13 protein-coding genes, 4 pseudogenes and 1 riboswitch are annotated in these 15,602 nt (G+C 65.5%); of the genes and pseudogenes, 11 read left to right on the top strand and 6 right to left on the bottom strand.

Translation table 11 applies throughout. The annotated features are described in order from the left end of the window. The first annotated feature begins 269 nt into the window (after positions 1-269). Both ACFYPA_RS00085 and ACFYPA_RS00080 read left to right on the top strand, forming a co-directional pair. Positions 270-644 carry a hypothetical protein gene (locus ACFYPA_RS00085; RefSeq protein ID WP_359080393.1) on the top strand — a complete coding sequence of 125 codons (375 nt, stop codon included), beginning with the start codon at positions 270-272 and terminating at the stop codon, positions 642-644. A gap of 390 nt (positions 645-1,034) precedes the next feature. Continuing rightward, positions 1,035-1,229, top strand: a pseudogene (locus tag ACFYPA_RS00080) (IS110 family transposase); the annotation flags it as partial. 49 nt (positions 1,230-1,278) lie between these two features. Here the strand turns inward: ACFYPA_RS00080 and ACFYPA_RS00075 are convergent. After that, positions 1,279-1,812 (bottom strand): annotated as a pseudogene (locus ACFYPA_RS00075) (GNAT family N-acetyltransferase); the annotation flags it as partial. 243 nt (positions 1,813-2,055) lie between these two features. Here ACFYPA_RS00075 and ACFYPA_RS00070 point away from each other — a divergent pair. From ACFYPA_RS00070 to ACFYPA_RS00060, 3 genes are all read left to right on the top strand, one after another. Beyond that, positions 2,056-2,553, top strand: a complete 498-nt coding sequence (locus ACFYPA_RS00070; protein ID WP_389128408.1) for a hypothetical protein — start codon at positions 2,056-2,058, stop codon at positions 2,551-2,553. A gap of 513 nt (positions 2,554-3,066) precedes the next feature. Beyond that, positions 3,067-3,669 (top strand): DUF4328 domain-containing protein, encoded by a 603-nt coding sequence (locus ACFYPA_RS00065; RefSeq protein WP_389128405.1) that lies wholly within the window; start codon positions 3,067-3,069, stop codon positions 3,667-3,669. A gap of 394 nt (positions 3,670-4,063) precedes the next feature. Then, entirely contained in the window at positions 4,064-4,453 is a 390-nt protein-coding gene (locus ACFYPA_RS00060) for a thiol-disulfide oxidoreductase DCC family protein (protein ID WP_389128402.1), read from the top strand. Between the two features lie 1,207 nt (positions 4,454-5,660). Here ACFYPA_RS00060 and istB read toward each other — a convergent pair. Then, a complete protein-coding gene (istB, locus tag ACFYPA_RS00055) occupies positions 5,661-6,434 on the bottom strand; it encodes an IS21-like element helper ATPase IstB (RefSeq protein WP_376313896.1) in 774 nt (257 codons plus the stop codon). A gap of 55 nt (positions 6,435-6,489) precedes the next feature. Between istB and ACFYPA_RS00050 the strand changes: the two genes are divergently transcribed. Further along, on the top strand, positions 6,490-6,771 hold the full coding sequence (locus tag ACFYPA_RS00050) for a hypothetical protein (RefSeq protein ID WP_334458136.1): 282 nt from the start codon (positions 6,490-6,492) through the stop codon (positions 6,769-6,771). A 33-nt stretch (positions 6,772-6,804) separates the two neighbouring features. Here the strand turns inward: ACFYPA_RS00050 and istA are convergent, their stop codons facing one another. Continuing rightward, positions 6,805-8,280, bottom strand: a complete 1,476-nt coding sequence (gene istA / locus ACFYPA_RS00045) for an IS21 family transposase (RefSeq protein WP_389128399.1) — start codon at positions 8,278-8,280, stop codon at positions 6,805-6,807. A 364-nt stretch (positions 8,281-8,644) separates the two neighbouring features. Between istA and ACFYPA_RS00040 the strand changes: the two genes are divergently transcribed. After that, positions 8,645-8,782 carry a hypothetical protein gene (locus ACFYPA_RS00040; protein WP_389128396.1) on the top strand — a complete coding sequence of 46 codons (138 nt, stop codon included), beginning with the start codon at positions 8,645-8,647 and terminating at the stop codon, positions 8,780-8,782. 108 nt (positions 8,783-8,890) lie between these two features. Here the strand turns inward: ACFYPA_RS00040 and ACFYPA_RS00035 are convergent, their stop codons facing one another. Further along, complete coding sequence (locus ACFYPA_RS00035) at positions 8,891-9,166, bottom strand: hypothetical protein (protein WP_389128393.1); 276 nt, start codon at positions 9,164-9,166, stop codon at positions 8,891-8,893. A 199-nt stretch (positions 9,167-9,365) separates the two neighbouring features. After that, positions 9,366-9,451, top strand: a riboswitch (ZMP/ZTP riboswitch). Between the two features lie 21 nt (positions 9,452-9,472). Here ACFYPA_RS00035 and ACFYPA_RS00030 point away from each other — a divergent pair. Both ACFYPA_RS00030 and ACFYPA_RS00025 read left to right on the top strand, forming a co-directional pair. Further along, complete coding sequence (locus tag ACFYPA_RS00030) at positions 9,473-10,339, top strand: bifunctional 5,10-methylenetetrahydrofolate dehydrogenase/5,10-methenyltetrahydrofolate cyclohydrolase (protein ID WP_389128390.1); 867 nt, start codon at positions 9,473-9,475, stop codon at positions 10,337-10,339. A gap of 611 nt (positions 10,340-10,950) precedes the next feature. Beyond that, positions 10,951-11,376, top strand: coding sequence for a transposase family protein (locus ACFYPA_RS00025; protein WP_389128387.1), 426 nt, complete (start codon positions 10,951-10,953; stop codon positions 11,374-11,376). A 562-nt stretch (positions 11,377-11,938) separates the two neighbouring features. Here ACFYPA_RS00025 and ACFYPA_RS00020 read toward each other — a convergent pair. Continuing rightward, positions 11,939-12,322 carry a helix-turn-helix domain-containing protein gene (locus tag ACFYPA_RS00020; protein ID WP_359080407.1) on the bottom strand — a complete coding sequence of 128 codons (384 nt, stop codon included), beginning with the start codon at positions 12,320-12,322 and terminating at the stop codon, positions 11,939-11,941. A gap of 101 nt (positions 12,323-12,423) precedes the next feature. Between ACFYPA_RS00020 and ACFYPA_RS00015 the strand changes: the two genes are divergently transcribed. Then, entirely contained in the window at positions 12,424-12,825 is a 402-nt protein-coding gene (locus ACFYPA_RS00015) for a RidA family protein (RefSeq protein WP_359312321.1), read from the top strand. Positions 12,826-13,818: 993 nt separating this feature from the next. Here ACFYPA_RS00015 and ACFYPA_RS00010 read toward each other — a convergent pair. Beyond that, positions 13,819-15,013, bottom strand: a pseudogene (locus ACFYPA_RS00010) (PP2C family protein-serine/threonine phosphatase). Positions 15,014-15,209: 196 nt separating this feature from the next. Between ACFYPA_RS00010 and ACFYPA_RS00005 the strand changes: the two are divergent. Next, positions 15,210-15,508, top strand: a pseudogene (locus ACFYPA_RS00005) (transposase); the annotation flags it as partial. Positions 15,509-15,602 lie beyond the last annotated feature (94 nt).

The following is a 15,602-nucleotide window of genomic DNA, read 5'->3' as shown; positions in this document are numbered from 1 at the left end:
AGGGCGGATGGGGCGCCGAGCCGGCGGGAGCGGTCTCCTGGGTGCGGTCGGGATAGGGAGCCGCCTCCCACAGAAACCGGCTCGCGGAAACGTCGCTCTTGCACACCAGAGTGAAGCGGTGGGGCGTCGCCCAAGACTTCCTCCGATCGATCTGCGATCGGAATGAAGGCGAGGCGCCAGCCGCATCCGGGAACCGTGGGGCCGCTGTGCCAGCCTCGTCAAGTAGCGTGGTGGCTGCTTGAACCGATACATATCGAGAGGCCGACGCCATGCCCGCCGCGAGGTTCTTCTTCGATGCAGGATCAGGCATTGTCCTTTGGGCGGCCACGCCCGAGGACAAGAAGGTGTGGGGGTACCCGGTCGAGCTGCACCGACTACCGATCAGCCACGATCTCCGCGACGTCCTGCGCAGGCTGATAGCTCGCTACGATACGTCGTTGAACTGGGATTATCCCCCGGACCCGGGGCCGTGGCGTGAAGCGGAGTGTCACAACTTCAATGAGGCGGTACGCCAAGTGCTCGGCCGCCTTCGCACCGAACTCGGTCCGGCATGGCAGATTTACGACGAGTTCGAGGCACTCCACGAAGACCCGGACCTCGACTGCTACCTGGCCGATCCAGCCGGATTCGTGCGCACCTACTGAGGTTGAACCCGTTATGTCGTGTAGGGGCGCTGCACCTGTTGGTCGACGTGCTCCCGGATGAGGAGCCAGTATGCTGCCGCGCATCGGACGCTGAGGGTCGGTCGGCGTTGGTCAGTGCCTGGGGCAGGTCAAGTGCGGCAGGGTAGGGAATCAATGCTCTGTGCTGATGAGTTGAGACTCCGAACATCTCCCTCAGCGGCACGGGTGCCTCGTGCGTTGTGTGGCGAGCGCGAGACCATGCTCCTTCATCGCGGTAAGGAACCCAGCGGCGACGTTGATCCGCGTGTGGGCCCATGAGGATGCGGTGCTTAAATTCGGCCCTGCGCCGCGCGGCCCGGCGAGCGCGAGGCACGAGCGACCAGCGGACATATGAAAGCAGGAACAGGGCAGGCCTTATCAGCCCTCACCGCCTCACCAGGAGCCAACGCCCACTACCGGCGCCTACGCGAACGCGGAGACCGGCACGACGCCGCCGAGCGTCACCTGCCCAACCGCTTCCTGGGACAGCTCCACCACTGTCTCCAGACCCGGCAGCCGTTCGACGAACAGCGCGCCTTCGCGCCACTCCTTCCAGCGCCTGCATGACCGGCAAAACGACCGCACCTTGCCAACGAGAACCACGGCGTTGCGAACTGGAGGGCGTGACCGGGGCCCGCAAGCCGAGCCACTGATCGGCGTCCCAGGCCCGGAACCGCTCTGCTTCGGTGAACCCCAGCTTTGCCGCGAGGCGCATCGAGCGAGCGTTGGCGGTCTGAGTGGCGAGCACCACCGGCTCACCCGGAAGGACGTCGTCGAGCCAGTCCAGTGCCGCCGCGCACGCTTCGGCGGCATACCCGAATCCCCACGCCTGCGGCAGGAACAGATAGCCGAGATCGGCCTTATCCGCGGCAGAGGGGCAAATGTGCTCCGCTACTTTCCGGAGCAGGATCTGGCCGATCATCACCCCGTCGAGATCCACGACGAAACTCCCGGACCGCCGCCCGGGAACCTCGGGCATCTCGCCTTCAAGCTCGTCACGCGGCCGGGGACCGCCGAGGTAGGTGTGCACCTCCGGCGAGGCGTGCAGCTCGATGAACGCCGCACGGTCCCTGGCCCCGGGCTCACGCAGCGCGAGCCTCTCAGTCTTGATCGGTGCAGGCGGCCACGCAACGGGCCCGAGATCATTCATGTCGGCCAGCCAATCAGCGGCCTCGGTGGCGATCAAGACTCGCGGCACCTCTTGCCTTCTCATCCCCCTGAGATGTCTTGTCAGAACCGGACCCGGCCGCTGGCCTCGTTCATCTTCAGTGACAGCGTTTGTCGACAAGTGTGGGTTCTGGTCCAACTCATGTGGAGCTCTCACGCTCTGTCATCTGTCGTGATTGGACGGCCTTTGTGACTCGTTGACAGATCCGTTTGGGATCATGCCCGCATGGACTTCGATCTCGTCCCACCGACCGGCGTTGGCCCGTTGCGCATCGGTATGGGTCGACACGCGGCCAATACGGTGCTGGACTCGCTCCGCGATCTCTCTGCCGCCTCGGAGTCTGATCGGCCGGGACAGCACATCTTCCGTCCGGGCGGGCTGATGATCAACATTCACTGCGTGCGCGACATGCTTGAAGCCATCGAGCTGGGAAGACCGTCGTCCCAGACGGATCGAGTGTTGTTCCAGGGTGTGGACGTGTTGGCACTTCCGGCCTGCGAGGTTGTCCGTCGTGTCGGTGAGTTCACCTCGATCGAGGAAGATCCGGACGACGATGCTTCATTCATCGCCCCGGACTCGCTGCTGAGCTTCTGGCGTCCGTTCGCAGCCGGCGAAGAGCCGGAGGAAGAGCAAGGCCACTACTTCAGTTCGGTCCTGCTGGCACGGCCTGGCTACTACGACACCCCTGCCCAGGCTGCGGAGCGACTCCAGCAGAGCCCGTGACTGCCTCGTTGGGATGCCGCCAGGACTCGTTTCCAGTGGGCAGACCGTCGGCCCGCCCCCGGCAAATGCCGGCATGGAGGCGTGGGAGGCGGCCGCGCTCCTCGTCCGGCACGGACGTGCAGAGGAAGCGATCGGCAGCATGCGTTCCTTCGCAGATCTCCGGGCAGCCAGTCGGCGGGGTAGTAGCGGTCTCTGCTCCTGTACCTGGGACATGAGGCCGTGGTGCACCGCTTCAGCCAGCGTCTCCAGGGGCGTGTTCCGAGGCCGGCACTGGCCTCGGAACACGCGCCCTCGCGGCGAGCGACGGACTTTGATTCGGAAATGCACTGTCTTGCGGTTTGTTGCTCGGCCTCAGCGGGGTGGGCATTGAGGGCTTCCGCCGCTTTGCCTTGCCGCAACGGAGAATCGAACGAAGCCTTGGAATCCGGACGCGCGTGCAGCAGGTGCAGCCTATGATCACGACGCCCCGGCGTCCGCTGCGGCCGCGCACGCCTCCGAGACAGGCCGAAGACAATGACGAGCACCGCCCGTAAAGCTCCCTCGCTTCTTGCCCTTTCGGCGCAGGCGGCGATAGGGGCGGCAGCCGTCGCAGATGCGTTCCGTGCGGCGGCCGTCCGGGATCACTACCTGCACCCTGGTGACGGGCCCCTGCACAGGTCGGGCTTCATCTCCATGATCTTTTTCTATCTGATGGCTCTTGCGATCGTTCTGTTCCTCGTGTGGCTCGCCCGGGTGCGGGGCAACGCCCAGGAGCTGTCCCCCCGCGCCTCGGTGCCGAGTCGGGGCTGGACTATCGGTGCGTGGTTTATACCTGCGGTCAACTTCTATGCCCCGCGCCAGTTGGTCCTTGACATCGGGCGCGCGAGCTCCGCGTCATGGGAGCAGAAGCGGGGCGCCGCGTTGGTGAAACTGTGGTGGGCCGCCTGGATCATGCACGTGGTGGTGCTCGTGGTGGGAGCCGTCGTGGCCCCGGGGTCGATGGCCGTCCTCGTGGTGGGGGAGGCGCTCATGATCGCGGCGGCTGTGCTGCTGGGCCTTGTCATCCATCGCGTCATGGCGTTGCAGGACACCGCGCGCGGCGCCACCCTTCCGGTCACACCTCTTGCCCAGGCGTGAGACAGTCTCCGCCGGTGCGTTCACCAGGCTCGGGCAATCAGAGTGAATCCCATGGGATCAAGGTCCGCCGGCTCGCCCCGTGAGCCTTCCCCGCGGGAGCGTAGTGCAGTTGCTCTTGGCTGACCTGTGAGCCGGGCCGCCCCACGGAACCCGCTGGGGGCGGTAGCCGGCGTGCTGCACCGGCAGGCTTACCCTTACCTCCTTCGGCTTCCCAGATGCCGAGTGAGGTGCTGGCTGTCCTCGTGAACCTCGGACGTAGGCCCGATCGGGTGGCTCCTGACGAGTTGTGTGATTGTTGGCGGCGTCTCTCGGGTTATGGCTCAGCTTCCGTGCCCTGTGGCCTGCGTCCGTCGGTGAAGCGGCCATCCTGTGGCAGTCGCGGCATGATGCAGTCATGCGGAATCAGCCTGTGCTCGTATTTGATGGTGATTGCGGCTTTTGCTCTACTTCGGTGAGGTTCGCTGAGCGACATCTGCGGCCTCGTTGCGAGACCGTCCCTTGGCAGCTCGCGGACTTGGAAGCTCTTGGTGTCTCCTCGACGCGAGCCGAGCGTGACGTTTTGTGGGTGACTCCCAGCGGCGTTGTGTATGGAGGCGCCCAGGCTGTTGCGAAGGCGCTGTTGAGCGCAGGTGGAGGGTGGGCGCCGGCGGGTGGGTTGCTCATGCTGCCTCCCGTGTGGTGGGCTGCCCATGGTGTGTACCGACTTGTCGCGAAGAACCGTCACCGCATGCCAGGAGGTACCGCGGCATGCGCTCTGCCCAGACGTCGAGCGGCTGGGCTGTAGCTGAACTTCCCGGCCCCGTCAGGACACCAGGATGAAGTCTGCGGAGCAGGGCGAAACCTGCACGGCCGAACATCTGGCGTCACCGGGGAGCTGCTCGGCACCAGCTATGACGGCAGAGGAGCTGTACCTCTGCGTCGTTGTCGATGCTCCGGAATCGTTTCCCGCGTTGGGGCAGTGCGAGCTCGGCCTGGATGCGGGGGAGTGACGCGGTCGAGGCAGGCCAGGACGTGGTTGCCTGTCGCGTCGTTCTGCTCCCAGGCGGCCAGCGGGGTCTGCGTGACGATGTCGGCTTTGGCCTCGCCTCTTTTGGTACCGGCTGCCATGTGCGGCGGGGGAGGATCGCTGTGCCGTCACCTGGGGGAGTGGGAAGTCGTACCGGATGTGCGAAGAGGTGCCGCCGCCCCGGACGATGCCGGGATGCTGCCCTGGCCGACTCCATCAGCATGGGCTTCGAGGTCAGCGTCGCCGTCACCAGAGATGTTCGTTGAGAAGGGTGGCTCTGCGCAGGTCAACCGCTGGAGGAGGGCTTCGAGGGTGGCGGATGCCGGTGCGAAGGTTGGGTGGAGGGAGAAGCCAATTCCGTAACTGTCTGACGCACTCTTGATTACGCTACCTCCCCCTGAGCCCCGCCCAATCTACGAGGCCGGACAGGATGAGTCGACCATGCACCATCCACCTACGGCTCGGGGTGTTCCTGCTCGGGCCCGGCACTCAGAGGATCCACCTGTGTTTCATCGCCGGACAGCGCCCCTGACTCTGGGGCTCTTGGGGCTGATGCTCTCCGCGTGCTCCTCGAGCCAGCCCGCACCACCGAAAAGCGGTCCGCAGGTAGTCCGCGATCGCCTGGCCGCAGCCGGCGACGCCCCGTACTCGGCCGAGCTCAGAGCCCTCACGCAGTCGGGCACTAGACAGCTCCAGCTCATGGAGGGGCGGGTCAACCTCAACGCGCCATTCACAGGGCGCACGACAGACACAACCGAGCAGTACACCGAAGACGTCGTGATCACCAGGCAGAAGGTGTACCGGCGCGCGACCGGAACTCACGGGCCATGGCAACAGTTCCCTGCGTCGGTGGCAAAGGGGGGTATCCCCACGGACCGGCTTGTCAACGGTCATTGAGATGCCCAGGTGGGTGGCCGTTGGAGGCCCAGGCTGGTGGTCATTAGAAAGCCAGGCGTGTGGCCAGTGGTGTTCCCGGGGTGGGGGGTTAGTTCAAGGGGACCACTCCCTTCCCGGCGAGTGCCTCGGCGAGGCGATGCGAGTCACCGGTGGTGGTCACGAGGTGAGCGTGATGCATGAGGCGATCGGTGCTCGCGCCCGCGAGAGTCTTCGGCATGATCGTGTCGAAGCCCGAAGGGTGAATGTTGCTGGTCACAGCGATGGACCGGCGTTCATAGGCTGCGTCGATGATCCGGTAGAACGCCTCGGCGGCGTCTTCCCCGACGGGCAGCAGGCCGATGTCGTCGATGACGATGAGGTCCGCGCGGCAGATCCGGGCGACGGTCCGTGCGGTGGACCCGTCGACCTTCGATTTGCCGATCGCGGCGCTCAGCGTCTCCAGGGTGAACCAGGACACCCGCAGATCCTTCTCGATCGCGGCCTGGGCAAGGCCCTCGGTGAAGTGGCTCTTGCCCGTCCCTGATGGGCCGGCGATCACCAGATTCTCGGCGCGGCCGATCCATTCCAGGGTGATCAGGGAGTTCTGGGTGGGTTCGGGGATGGTGGAGTCCTCGGCCCGCCAGGAGCCCAGGGTCTTGCCGGTGGGGAAGTTCGCCGAGTGGCGGCGAAGACGCCGGGTGGCGGCGTCGCGGCCGGTGACCTCCTCGGCTATCAGCAGCCGCAGGACCTCGGCGGGGTCCCAGCGTTGGGCTCGGGCGGTGGCCAGGACGTCCGGGGCCGCTTTGCGCATATAGGGCAGGCGCATGCGGCGCATGAGCTTGTCGAGCTCCTCCGGCAGAGCCGGGGCCTGGGGAAACGTCATTGTAAATTCCTTCGTCGGTCTGATTCGGCGCCGATAGGCTCGCCGGGTGATCGATATGCAGGTGCGCGGTGACAGCGGCGACGTCATAGCCCGGGCCGAGGGCGGGTTGCGGTGGACTTCCGCTTTCGGTGATCTGAATCCGGGGCTGTTCCCGATGCTCTGGGGCCTGATTCCCTATGGGGATGCGGTCTTCAACCATCGGCAGGTATCGCTGCTGCTGGCGGAACTCGACCGGCTCCCGGCCGCTTGCGGCGGCGACTGGGTCGGGCAGGCCCGCGAGTTGTGCCAGGTAGTCGAGCAGGGATCACACCGATATCTGTGGTTTGTCGGCGACTGACCGCAGAGTCGTGCGTTAACTTCCTTGAAGCGCCTACTGGCCCAGGGCTTGCCAGCCGCTGGTTCCGTTCTGGACGGAGTGGGCTTCGTCCGCGCGGACGACCTCGCCGGCGGGTTTGCTGTCGGCGAGGTGGCCGAGGATCGAGAGCAGGTCCTCGTCAGCGAAGCGCCCGGCCGTGGCCGCCAGACCGAGGGCCTGGTCGACTCTGTCGTTGCCCAGAACGGTGGCCAGCTCGACCGCGCGGGCCATCTTGGCGCGGATACGGGTGGCGCCGGCGGGTCCGGCCTCCTTGAGCCAGCGCCCGGCCCCGGGGCCGATGCCCACGAACGCGATCTCCGCTTCCGAGCGGGGCTGCAGCCTCGGTTGATGAATGCTGCGGCCGTCGGGATGGTCGGGGTAGTGCGCGTCGATGATCTGCGGAACACCCGGGGTGGACAGCTGGTGGCGCCAAATCTCCGACAAGTCACCGGAGTTGGTGCGGGCGGTGATGGACAGTTCCTCGCCGACCACCCGGCACCACACCTTGGCGCCGGTGTAGCCCGGCGGAGTCGAGTAGCGCACCGAGTTGAAGCTGATGGTGCGGTCCGAACCGACCAGTCTCTCCTCGCCCAGTGCGAGCGCGAGCGGCTCGATGGGCAGGACATGTAGCGTGGTGCGTTCGATGTCGAGGCGGTCGGCGGGTATCTGCCCGGTCGCCCGGTGACGGCGGGAGTTCACCGCATCGCACCAGGTCAGGCAGGCATGGGCGAGCTCGGCGAAGGTGTCGTAGGCGGCCAACAGGTTCGCGCTGGTGGGCACCAGGTCGGCCTTCGCGATCCGGACTGTGGCCTCCGCACCGCCCTTCGATTCGGGATCGTAGGGCACACAACTGACCACCTGGCAGCCGTAATGCCGGCCCGCGGCGACCATCTGTGGATGACGTACCGGGATCCCGGCGATGTGCTCGACGGTGACCGTCTTCGCGTTGTCGGTCAGTACATAAGTCGGTGCCCCGCCGATCCGCCTGAGCGTGGTGTCCAGGCAGGCCACCAAAGTGCCCAGCGTGCAGTCCCAGACCGGGATCACCACCCGGAACCGCGACCAGGACAGCCACGCGCAGAACAGCCAGGTCCGACGCCCCGCGATGCGCGGCCCCTCGCCCCAGTCGAACTGCAGCCACCGGCCCGGCTCGGGAATCCACGGGCGGTACGTTCGTCGCTTGCCCGCCTTCCAAGCGGTCTTCGCCGTGTTCACCGCCCGTCTCGTCGAGCGTTCACTGCCCCGGTAGCCCATCTTCACGAGCTTGTCGTGGACCACATCGGCGCGGATTGTCGCTTTCGACTGCTCGACCCACTCCTCGACCTTCTCCAGGAACGCGTCGATCATCTTCGGCCGCGGCTCTCGCTCATAGGGATTGCGCCCGCCGTTGCGGGCGTCGACATACCTCTTGACCGTCTTCGGGTCGTGCCCCGTCAAGGTCGCCGCGGACCAGACCGTGCCGGTCAGGTCGTACGCCTCAAGGATTTCCATAATCTCCGTGTCAGACTTCGTCACAGGACCTCTCCGGCCGGTAGCTGATGCGTGGAAACACCAGCAAACGGGCGGAGGGGTCTCCTCCAGTTAAGGAAGTGATCAGGAACACCACTGGTCAGACGACCATCCACCTGGAATTTCGGTGGCCATCAGCCTGGAGTCGGCTGGCCGCGCATCTGGACTTTGCCACGGCCGCCGTCACGGCTCCCGCAGTACGTGCGGCTCATGCTCGGTCACAGCGCCTCCGTGCACCAGGACAGCGAACCTCTACGCGTATCGGCCCGCCTCACCCCGAAAGACGTCGAATCAGTCGACAGGGCCGTCGGGCGCAACCTACGACCCGCCACCACAATCGACGCAGATGCATGGATCGACAACGAGGGCCGAGTCGTACGTACGCCAGAAGATCCACTTCGCGTCCCACCCCGACATCGAAGCGACGATCACCTTCACCGACTTCAAGAACCCCACGCCGGTCAACGCGCCCGCTGCACACTGAACCCCAGTCAGACCACTGCGAGACCCGCTGCGCCACGCGGCAGATGTTTGGCGGGGCCGGCTTCCACCTCCTGCGCAAGCGCGTCCTGCTCCACTCGTGCAGCACAAGTCAGACCGCATCACCAAGGAGACCAAAGCCTTCCGGGAACCCTTCCAGAAACTCCCGCCGCGCGGGGTCGGTCTCGGCTGTGGCCATCGTTCTGAGCAGGCCGATCAGTTCGCTTTGTTGGTCGCTCGACAACTTGATGACCAGGTGGCCGACACCCTCCAGAACCTTGACGGCATCGTCCGGATCCATCTGCTCGTCTTCACTGCCCTCGATGAACCACAAAACATCGACCAAGGCCGCGGCCAGGGCGTGAGTCAGAGACGAGTACACGGGCATGAAAGCGGTCTCCCAGCAGGTCAGGGCAGCAGAGTGCGGCCATCTCACCACAACCCCTGACATCACACCCCGTCAGCCCTCCACGGAAGGTGAGCCAGAACCCGAGAACTGCCGTCAACGGCGGGGAGGCGGGCCGCCGTAAGCCGCTTCCCGGCCGAGGATGCTGAGCGGTGTGAGTATGGAGCGTCTACTACAGTGGCGAGCGGGCCGTGACTGGCGCTGAGGTGGAGCACCACCGGGGAGCGGTCTGACGAGAAGTCGATGCCGTGCGCCTGGGCGAGTGGTCAGCAACGCCTGGAGGCGACGATGTCCCCGACGCAGACGGCTCAGCTCATGGACGGCACCAGCCTCGCCAAACGCATGGTCGAAGAGACCGCTGCCGAGGCGGCGGAGATCTCACGGCGCACGGGGAACAGCCCCTGTCTGGCGACGGTGTTGGTCGGAGAGGACCCCGCTTCGGTCACGTATGTCCGTATGAAACGGGCGCGCTGCGCAAAGGCTGGCATCCAGTCCCGGCACATCGCTCTGCCCGCAGCCACCACGACTGCCGAACTGATCGACACCCTCGATGGCTTGTCCAACGATCCGGAAGTGCACGGCATCCTGCTCCAGCATCCTTGCGGTCCGCACATCGACGAGCGAGCCGCGTTCGAAGCCATCGCCCCGGAGAAGGATGTCGACGGGGTCACGATGCATTCCTTCGCCGCGATGAGCTTCGCGCTGCCGGGCTTCGTCTCCTGCACTCCGGGCGGGATCATGCGACTGCTGGAGGAGCACGACGTCGGCCTCGCTGGCAAGCACGCCGTCGTGGTGGGTCGCAGCGCGATTCTCGGCAAACCGGTGGGGATGCTCCTGCTCGCTCAGGATGCGACGGTGACCTACTGCCACTCCCTCACGGCTGACCTGTCAGCAATTGTCCGGGAAGCGGACATTGTCGTAGCGGCCGTGGGGCGGCCTCGGTTGATCCGGGGTGAGGACATCAAGCCTGGCGCGGTGGTGATCGACGCCGGCTACAACTCGGGCAACGTCGGCGACGTCGACTTCGACGCCGCCCTCACCCGCGCCCGTCTGATCACTCCGGTGCCCGGCGGAGTTGGGCCGATGACCATCGCCGTCCTGCTCGCACAGACCGTGGAAGCCGCCGCGAACCAGCTCGGAATTCAGGAGCTCTGACCTCCTCATCAGCAACCCATCGATGCCCTGACGGCAAGGTTGTCGCTCAGAACCGGGTTCTGGCACAAATCTTGGGGAGTCATCGCGGAGCGTTACCTCGCTATTCGATTGTGAGGGAACTGTTCGCGTGAGACCGCGTATGCCTTGTCGGGGCAAGAAACCGCCTATTGCGCGGAAAGCCATGTCCCGACCCCTACTGGAGTCAGCCCGGCGACGAGGCCGACAGTCAGGCACACGTACGCCAGGGCCTTGAACGCTCTGTGCTGTTGAGCACGGCAAGCAGCAAAGCATGTGAAACTTACGATGGCCAAGCACGGCAGAAGGATGAAGCAGAAGCCCAACCCAAACACGGCGCCCCCACACAGATTCACGTCACGGCCGGGCCGCGTAGGCGGGCATCATCGCAGATTGCGCCCCTTGCGTGCCCGACGCAGAGGGAGGCAAGGGGGAGTACCGGAGAATTGCGGGGCGCGGCGCGTTCACCGCCAGGTCAGAGACCCGCAGGTTAGGCCGCATCCGCATACCGGGTCCTGCCACAGCCGTAAGTGACGCTCCCTCAGATGTCTCCCGGTCGCTGCTGTCGTTGGCGGTGGACGGTCATGGTACTGGTCATGCAGACCCATGCGCCGTTCCGGGACTCGCTGGTGTTCGAGGGGATCGACAATGTGGAGGTCGAGGCGGCAAGGGCCGCGTTCGGCACGGTCGAGGTGGTGGCGAGAGGCCGCGCGGCTGGCTCCGCATGTCCGGACTGCGGATGCTTCTCGGGCTGGGTCCACGACCGTTACCAGCGCAGGCTGAAGGATCTTTCGCTCGCTGAACAGGGCTTTGTGATCCGGCTGACGGTCCGGCGCTTCATCTGCGGATCGGTGGACTGCCCACTCCGGACGTTCGTCGAGCCGTTTTCCCCGGCGGACTGCCCCGCACGCACGGTTCACCACGCGGCTCAACCACGCCCCTGGAGCAAGTGGGGCTCGCGCTGGCCCGGCGGGCTGGCTCCAGGCTGGCCGCCCAGTTGGGCTTCGGCGCGGGACGGCTGACCTTGTTACGCAGGGTCATGGCACTACTCGATCCGCAGTTCAGAACGCCGCGAGTGCTGGGTGTGGACGACTTCGCGATCCGCCGCGGCCAGACCTGTTCAACCGTCTTGCCCAGCGTCGAAGACCACCGCGTGGTCGACTTCGTCCCGGTCTCCGTAGTCATGGCAGAGGACACCACGGCACTTGAACGGATCATCAATCATGTGCGGAGGGTACGAGATGAGCTCCTATGCCGAGCCACCGGGGCTTGGACCCTTCTCAATCGAACAGCGCCCTCACCCTCTGCGATGGCTCGCCAAGTTCTGTGCCAGAACCTGCAAACAGCAGCGTTTGTCTGCCGGTTTGGGCAGCAGTTGGTGATCTTGCGGCTCGTGGATGTTCACGAGAAATAGCAGCAAGTCCGTGGGACGGGTCCGCCGCCTGTGAGATGTCTGTTTCTGCACCTGTGGCACAGGATGGGCTCGGTAACCCGATCAGGCGAAGCGCGGGCACGTTGGTGGCCACCGACGTGAGATCGATCAAGGAATCACGCAACTCGCGCGAGGGTGTCGCCGCGCGCCCGTCAGGCGTCGAAACGGCCGCGTGCACTCTCGATGTGACCGAGGTGCTGATGCGTCCAGCCGCATATGGCGTCGACGGCGGTGCGCAGGGCCCGGCCCGGCTCGGTGAGGGTGTACTCGACTCGCGGCGGGACGGTGGGGTGCACCTTCCGATCGACCAGACCATTGCGCTCCAGCATGCGCAGGTTCTGGGTGAGCATCTTGTGACTGACGCCCTCGACCTCGTTCCGCAGCTCGCTGAAACGCAAGGTGCGCTCGCCGAGCGCCTCGATGATCAGGAACGCCCATTTGTTGGCGACGTCCGAGAAGATCTCCCGCGCCAGGGAGTCTGCGCGCCGTAGGTCAGCGTCCTCAGGTAGGCCCTTGAGTAGTTGCTTGGTCACCATCAGGTTCCTCAGTCACCGAAAAGTGCGTTCTTCCAGGTCAACCGTCACTCTCCTACAGTTTCCGAGTAACTACAAGAGAGCACACCGGAAGGGCGAGTACCGTGGCCATCATTGAGGTCTTCAACTACAACGTGCCGGCCGAGAGCGACTTCGGCTACTCACAGGCGATCAAGTCCGGCGAGCTGATCCACGTCTCTGGACAGCTCTCGTTCGATGAGGCAGGCGAGTTCCTCTACGCGGGCGACTTCGCCGCCCAGCTCAAGCAGACCTACGCCAACATGGACAAGGTCCTGGACCACTACGGCGCCACCCGGAACCAGGTCGTCTCGCAGACCTTGTACGTGGTGAACCTGCGGCAGAATGCCGCGGCGACGGCGCAGGGCAACCTGGGGTACTTCGGCGACCACCGCCCGGCCAGCACGGTCTTGGGCATCACTGAACTGACCTTGCCCGGCCAGGTCATCGAAATCAGCTTCGTCATCGACACGAAACTGCCCGCTTGAGGTCTCCTCCTCGTACGTCCCAGCCCTCTGGGGGCTCTGTTCGTGGAAACAGTCACAGTGACCGTTCCACGAACGCTCCCGTAACCCTCGATTTTCCGGCCGGCACGGTGGTCCCGCCGGATCGCCGCGTACAGCTCTACCTTCGACATCTACATCTATCTCCGCTTACTGGTCTACCGGCATGATGCGCTGGTGACGTGAGAGCTGGCTGCACCCTGAACCCGCCGCATCTGGAGCCGGGTGGGCGCACCTGCCCGGGCTATATGACCATGTCGCCCCGTGTGTGCTCACGCCGGATATCGAGGACGACGTCGCCACCTCGTCGCTGCGGAGCTGGACGGTGGCATGGTCCGCTACTGGCACCGAGGTCGTATTCCCCGTGTCGATACGTGCACCATGACGATCCAACCAGGAGAGGCCCAGTCCCGCTCCCACCGACGGGGCCGCCGCAGCGCAGCGAGCCGGGGCTCCGCCGGCTCGCAGCCGATCAGCTCCATCGGAACGGGGGTTGGGGCCACTCGCGCCTAGAACAGGCCGTCCACGGCGGAGCACCGGCCTGCACTTGCCGTAATGACCGTCGTCCCCGCGAAGAGCTCGAAGCGCGGCGCCACAGGCAGTTCGAAGAAGCTCTCCTCCTGACGCCGGCGCCGAGCACGATGTCGTACCGCGCCGGATTAGCCGAGTGGGGCTGATGGGCTACCACGACCGCATCGACGAGAGTCCACCACTGCACGGGCTTCTCGTCGTCCCAGACCTCGACGCACACGTCGCCCAGACCTCGTAGCGAGACGTCGGGCTCGGCCAGGACTTCGCTCAGGAGACCGTCGGGGCGGCATCCGCGAGAGGGGTGAGAACCTCCCCTGGCGGCGGGATCGAGGCACCGAACAACCCTTCGACGCCCGCGCACCTCGCCCAGAGCGGGTTCCACGCCATCTGCCAGCGAACCTTGAGCGTGTGCCATCAGAGGTTGAGTAACTGAGCTACGCGGACAGTTCAGGCGTCTGAGTTGACGAATGCACCTTCGAGGCAGGGGCCGTGCCAGTCCAGGCACAGGACGGTGGCGTCGTCTCTCACATCGCCTTTGCAAGCTTCGGTGACTGCGTCGACCATGGCACGTACGACCTCGCGGGGGTGCTCGGTGGCTGTGTCACGGAGGAGGCCGGGCAGGTCGACTGCTTCTGCCTGGCGTTCCTGCATGCCGTCTGTGTACAACACGAGGCGGTCACCAGGACGCAGGTCGAGGTCTTGTACCTGGTAAACGCTTTGTACGGGGACGCCGAAGGGGAGGTTGACGTGCAGTTCGATCTCCTCGAGGGTGCCGTCGCGCAGCCGTAGCGGCCAGGGGTGGCCGGCGTTGACGAGCTGGGCGCCGGAACCGTCCAGGGCGATGCGTAGGAGCTGGCCGGTGGCGAAAGTGCGGCGACCATGATCGATCATGGCCTGGTGGGTCTGGCGAGCCTGCTCGGCGAGGTCCACACCGGCACGGCGGGCGCCGCGGGAGGCGTTGATCAGGAGGGTGGCAATGAGAGAGGCGCCGACGTCATGGCCCATGGCATCGGTGATCGACAGATGCAGGGTGTCCCCGTCGAGGCTGTAGTCGTAAGTGTCACCGGCGATGTCGGAGGCCGGGACGAGGGCGCTGGCCAGGGTGAACTCGGCGGCATCGCAGGAAGGAGCCGAGGGCAGAAGCTGGCGCTGGATCTCCGCGGCCAGGCTTACCGTTGTGGTGCGGTTGCCCCAGTGATAGAGGTCGGTGAAGCGCCGGTCGGTGACGATGATGTACGCCAGCGCGTGCGCCGCCTCCTCGATCTGCTCCAGCACATCCTGCGTCACATGGGCGAAATGAAGCTCCAGAACCCCGATAGCGTCGCCGCGGTTGGTGACCGGAGCGAACACCCCATACCCCTGTGCCCCCTCCGTCACCTGCACCAGCTTCTGGGTGCGCAAAACCTCGTCGTAGACACTGCCCGGCAAGGAGACCTGATCGGCACCGCGCTCCTGCGACGTCGCCCTCTCCTCATGGACCCGCAGCAGAACGCCGGCCGACGACGTCCACGAACAGGAACGACACGTACCGCGCCCCGAACCGCTCGCGCAGATTGTCCGCCACGACGTCGAGGGAACGCACCGGCGCGGCATCCTCCGCCAGTGCCAGCACCTCAGCCAGCCCGAACCGATCACGCTCCACCACAGTCTCCTTCGGTTACGACCCTTCTTCCCCGCCGACACCCAGCCATCACAGCCGCCACCTGCACGTCAGCCTTTCAGTGCCGCGCAGAAGCTGCACCACCCGCAATGCTGCTGCCTCTGTGCCCGCGGCTACGGAGCTGGGCCGATCAGGACTAGAGCCGTGTCTCTTTGATGGGTTGGTCAGTTGATCGGATGTGTCTGTCCGGTTGGTGATCACTGATTTGATGTGGGACCGGATCGAGCGTTGATGCCGGCCGATCCGGTTCGTGGGCGACGGTGGGCCGACCACCGTCGAACCCTTGAGGCCATCGCGTGGAAGTATCGAACCTGCTCGCCCTGGCGGGACCTGCCTGCCGAACTCGGCTCATTCCAGACTGCACACAAACGCCTGATCAGGTGAACCGTTGACGGCACCTGGGAACGGATCCTCACGGCCGTCCTGACCGCTGCGGACGCTGGCGACGAGTTGGGCTGGACGGTGTCCGTGGACTCAGTGGGCGGTTCGTGACTCTATGAGTGATTTTGGCGTCACCTGATGGTGTGGGTGAAACACAAACGATCCGGTCCGGTGCCGGTGGCCTGCTGGA

The sequence above is a fragment of the Streptomyces sp. NPDC005775 genome (assembly GCF_042871565.1).
Classification (GTDB): domain Bacteria; phylum Actinomycetota; class Actinomycetes; order Streptomycetales; family Streptomycetaceae; genus Streptomyces.
Note: the sequence above shows the minus strand (reverse complement) of the source record. Positions and strands in the feature narration are given on the sequence as shown.

Bases quoted from the DNA above. Each gene is read 5' to 3' on its own strand.
- ACFYPA_RS00085 (WP_359080393.1), top strand. From the start codon at position 270: ATGCCCGCCGCGAGGTTCTTCTTCGATGCAGGATCAGGCATTGTCCTT.
- ACFYPA_RS00070 (WP_389128408.1), top strand. From the start codon at position 2,056: ATGGACTTCGATCTCGTCCCACCGACCGGCGTTGGCCCGTTGCGCATC.
- ACFYPA_RS00065 (WP_389128405.1), top strand. From the start codon at position 3,067: ATGACGAGCACCGCCCGTAAAGCTCCCTCGCTTCTTGCCCTTTCGGCG.
- ACFYPA_RS00060 (WP_389128402.1), top strand. From the start codon at position 4,064: ATGCGGAATCAGCCTGTGCTCGTATTTGATGGTGATTGCGGCTTTTGC.
- istB (WP_376313896.1), bottom strand. From the start codon at position 6,434: ATGACGTTTCCCCAGGCCCCGGCTCTGCCGGAGGAGCTCGACAAGCTC.
- ACFYPA_RS00050 (WP_334458136.1), top strand. From the start codon at position 6,490: ATGCAGGTGCGCGGTGACAGCGGCGACGTCATAGCCCGGGCCGAGGGC.
- istA (WP_389128399.1), bottom strand. From the start codon at position 8,280: ATGGAAATCCTTGAGGCGTACGACCTGACCGGCACGGTCTGGTCCGCG.
- ACFYPA_RS00040 (WP_389128396.1), top strand. From the start codon at position 8,645: ATGCATGGATCGACAACGAGGGCCGAGTCGTACGTACGCCAGAAGATC.
- ACFYPA_RS00035 (WP_389128393.1), bottom strand. From the start codon at position 9,166: ATGCCCGTGTACTCGTCTCTGACTCACGCCCTGGCCGCGGCCTTGGTC.
- ACFYPA_RS00030 (WP_389128390.1), top strand. From the start codon at position 9,473: ATGTCCCCGACGCAGACGGCTCAGCTCATGGACGGCACCAGCCTCGCC.
- ACFYPA_RS00025 (WP_389128387.1), top strand. From the start codon at position 10,951: ATGCAGACCCATGCGCCGTTCCGGGACTCGCTGGTGTTCGAGGGGATC.
- ACFYPA_RS00020 (WP_359080407.1), bottom strand. From the start codon at position 12,322: ATGGTGACCAAGCAACTACTCAAGGGCCTACCTGAGGACGCTGACCTA.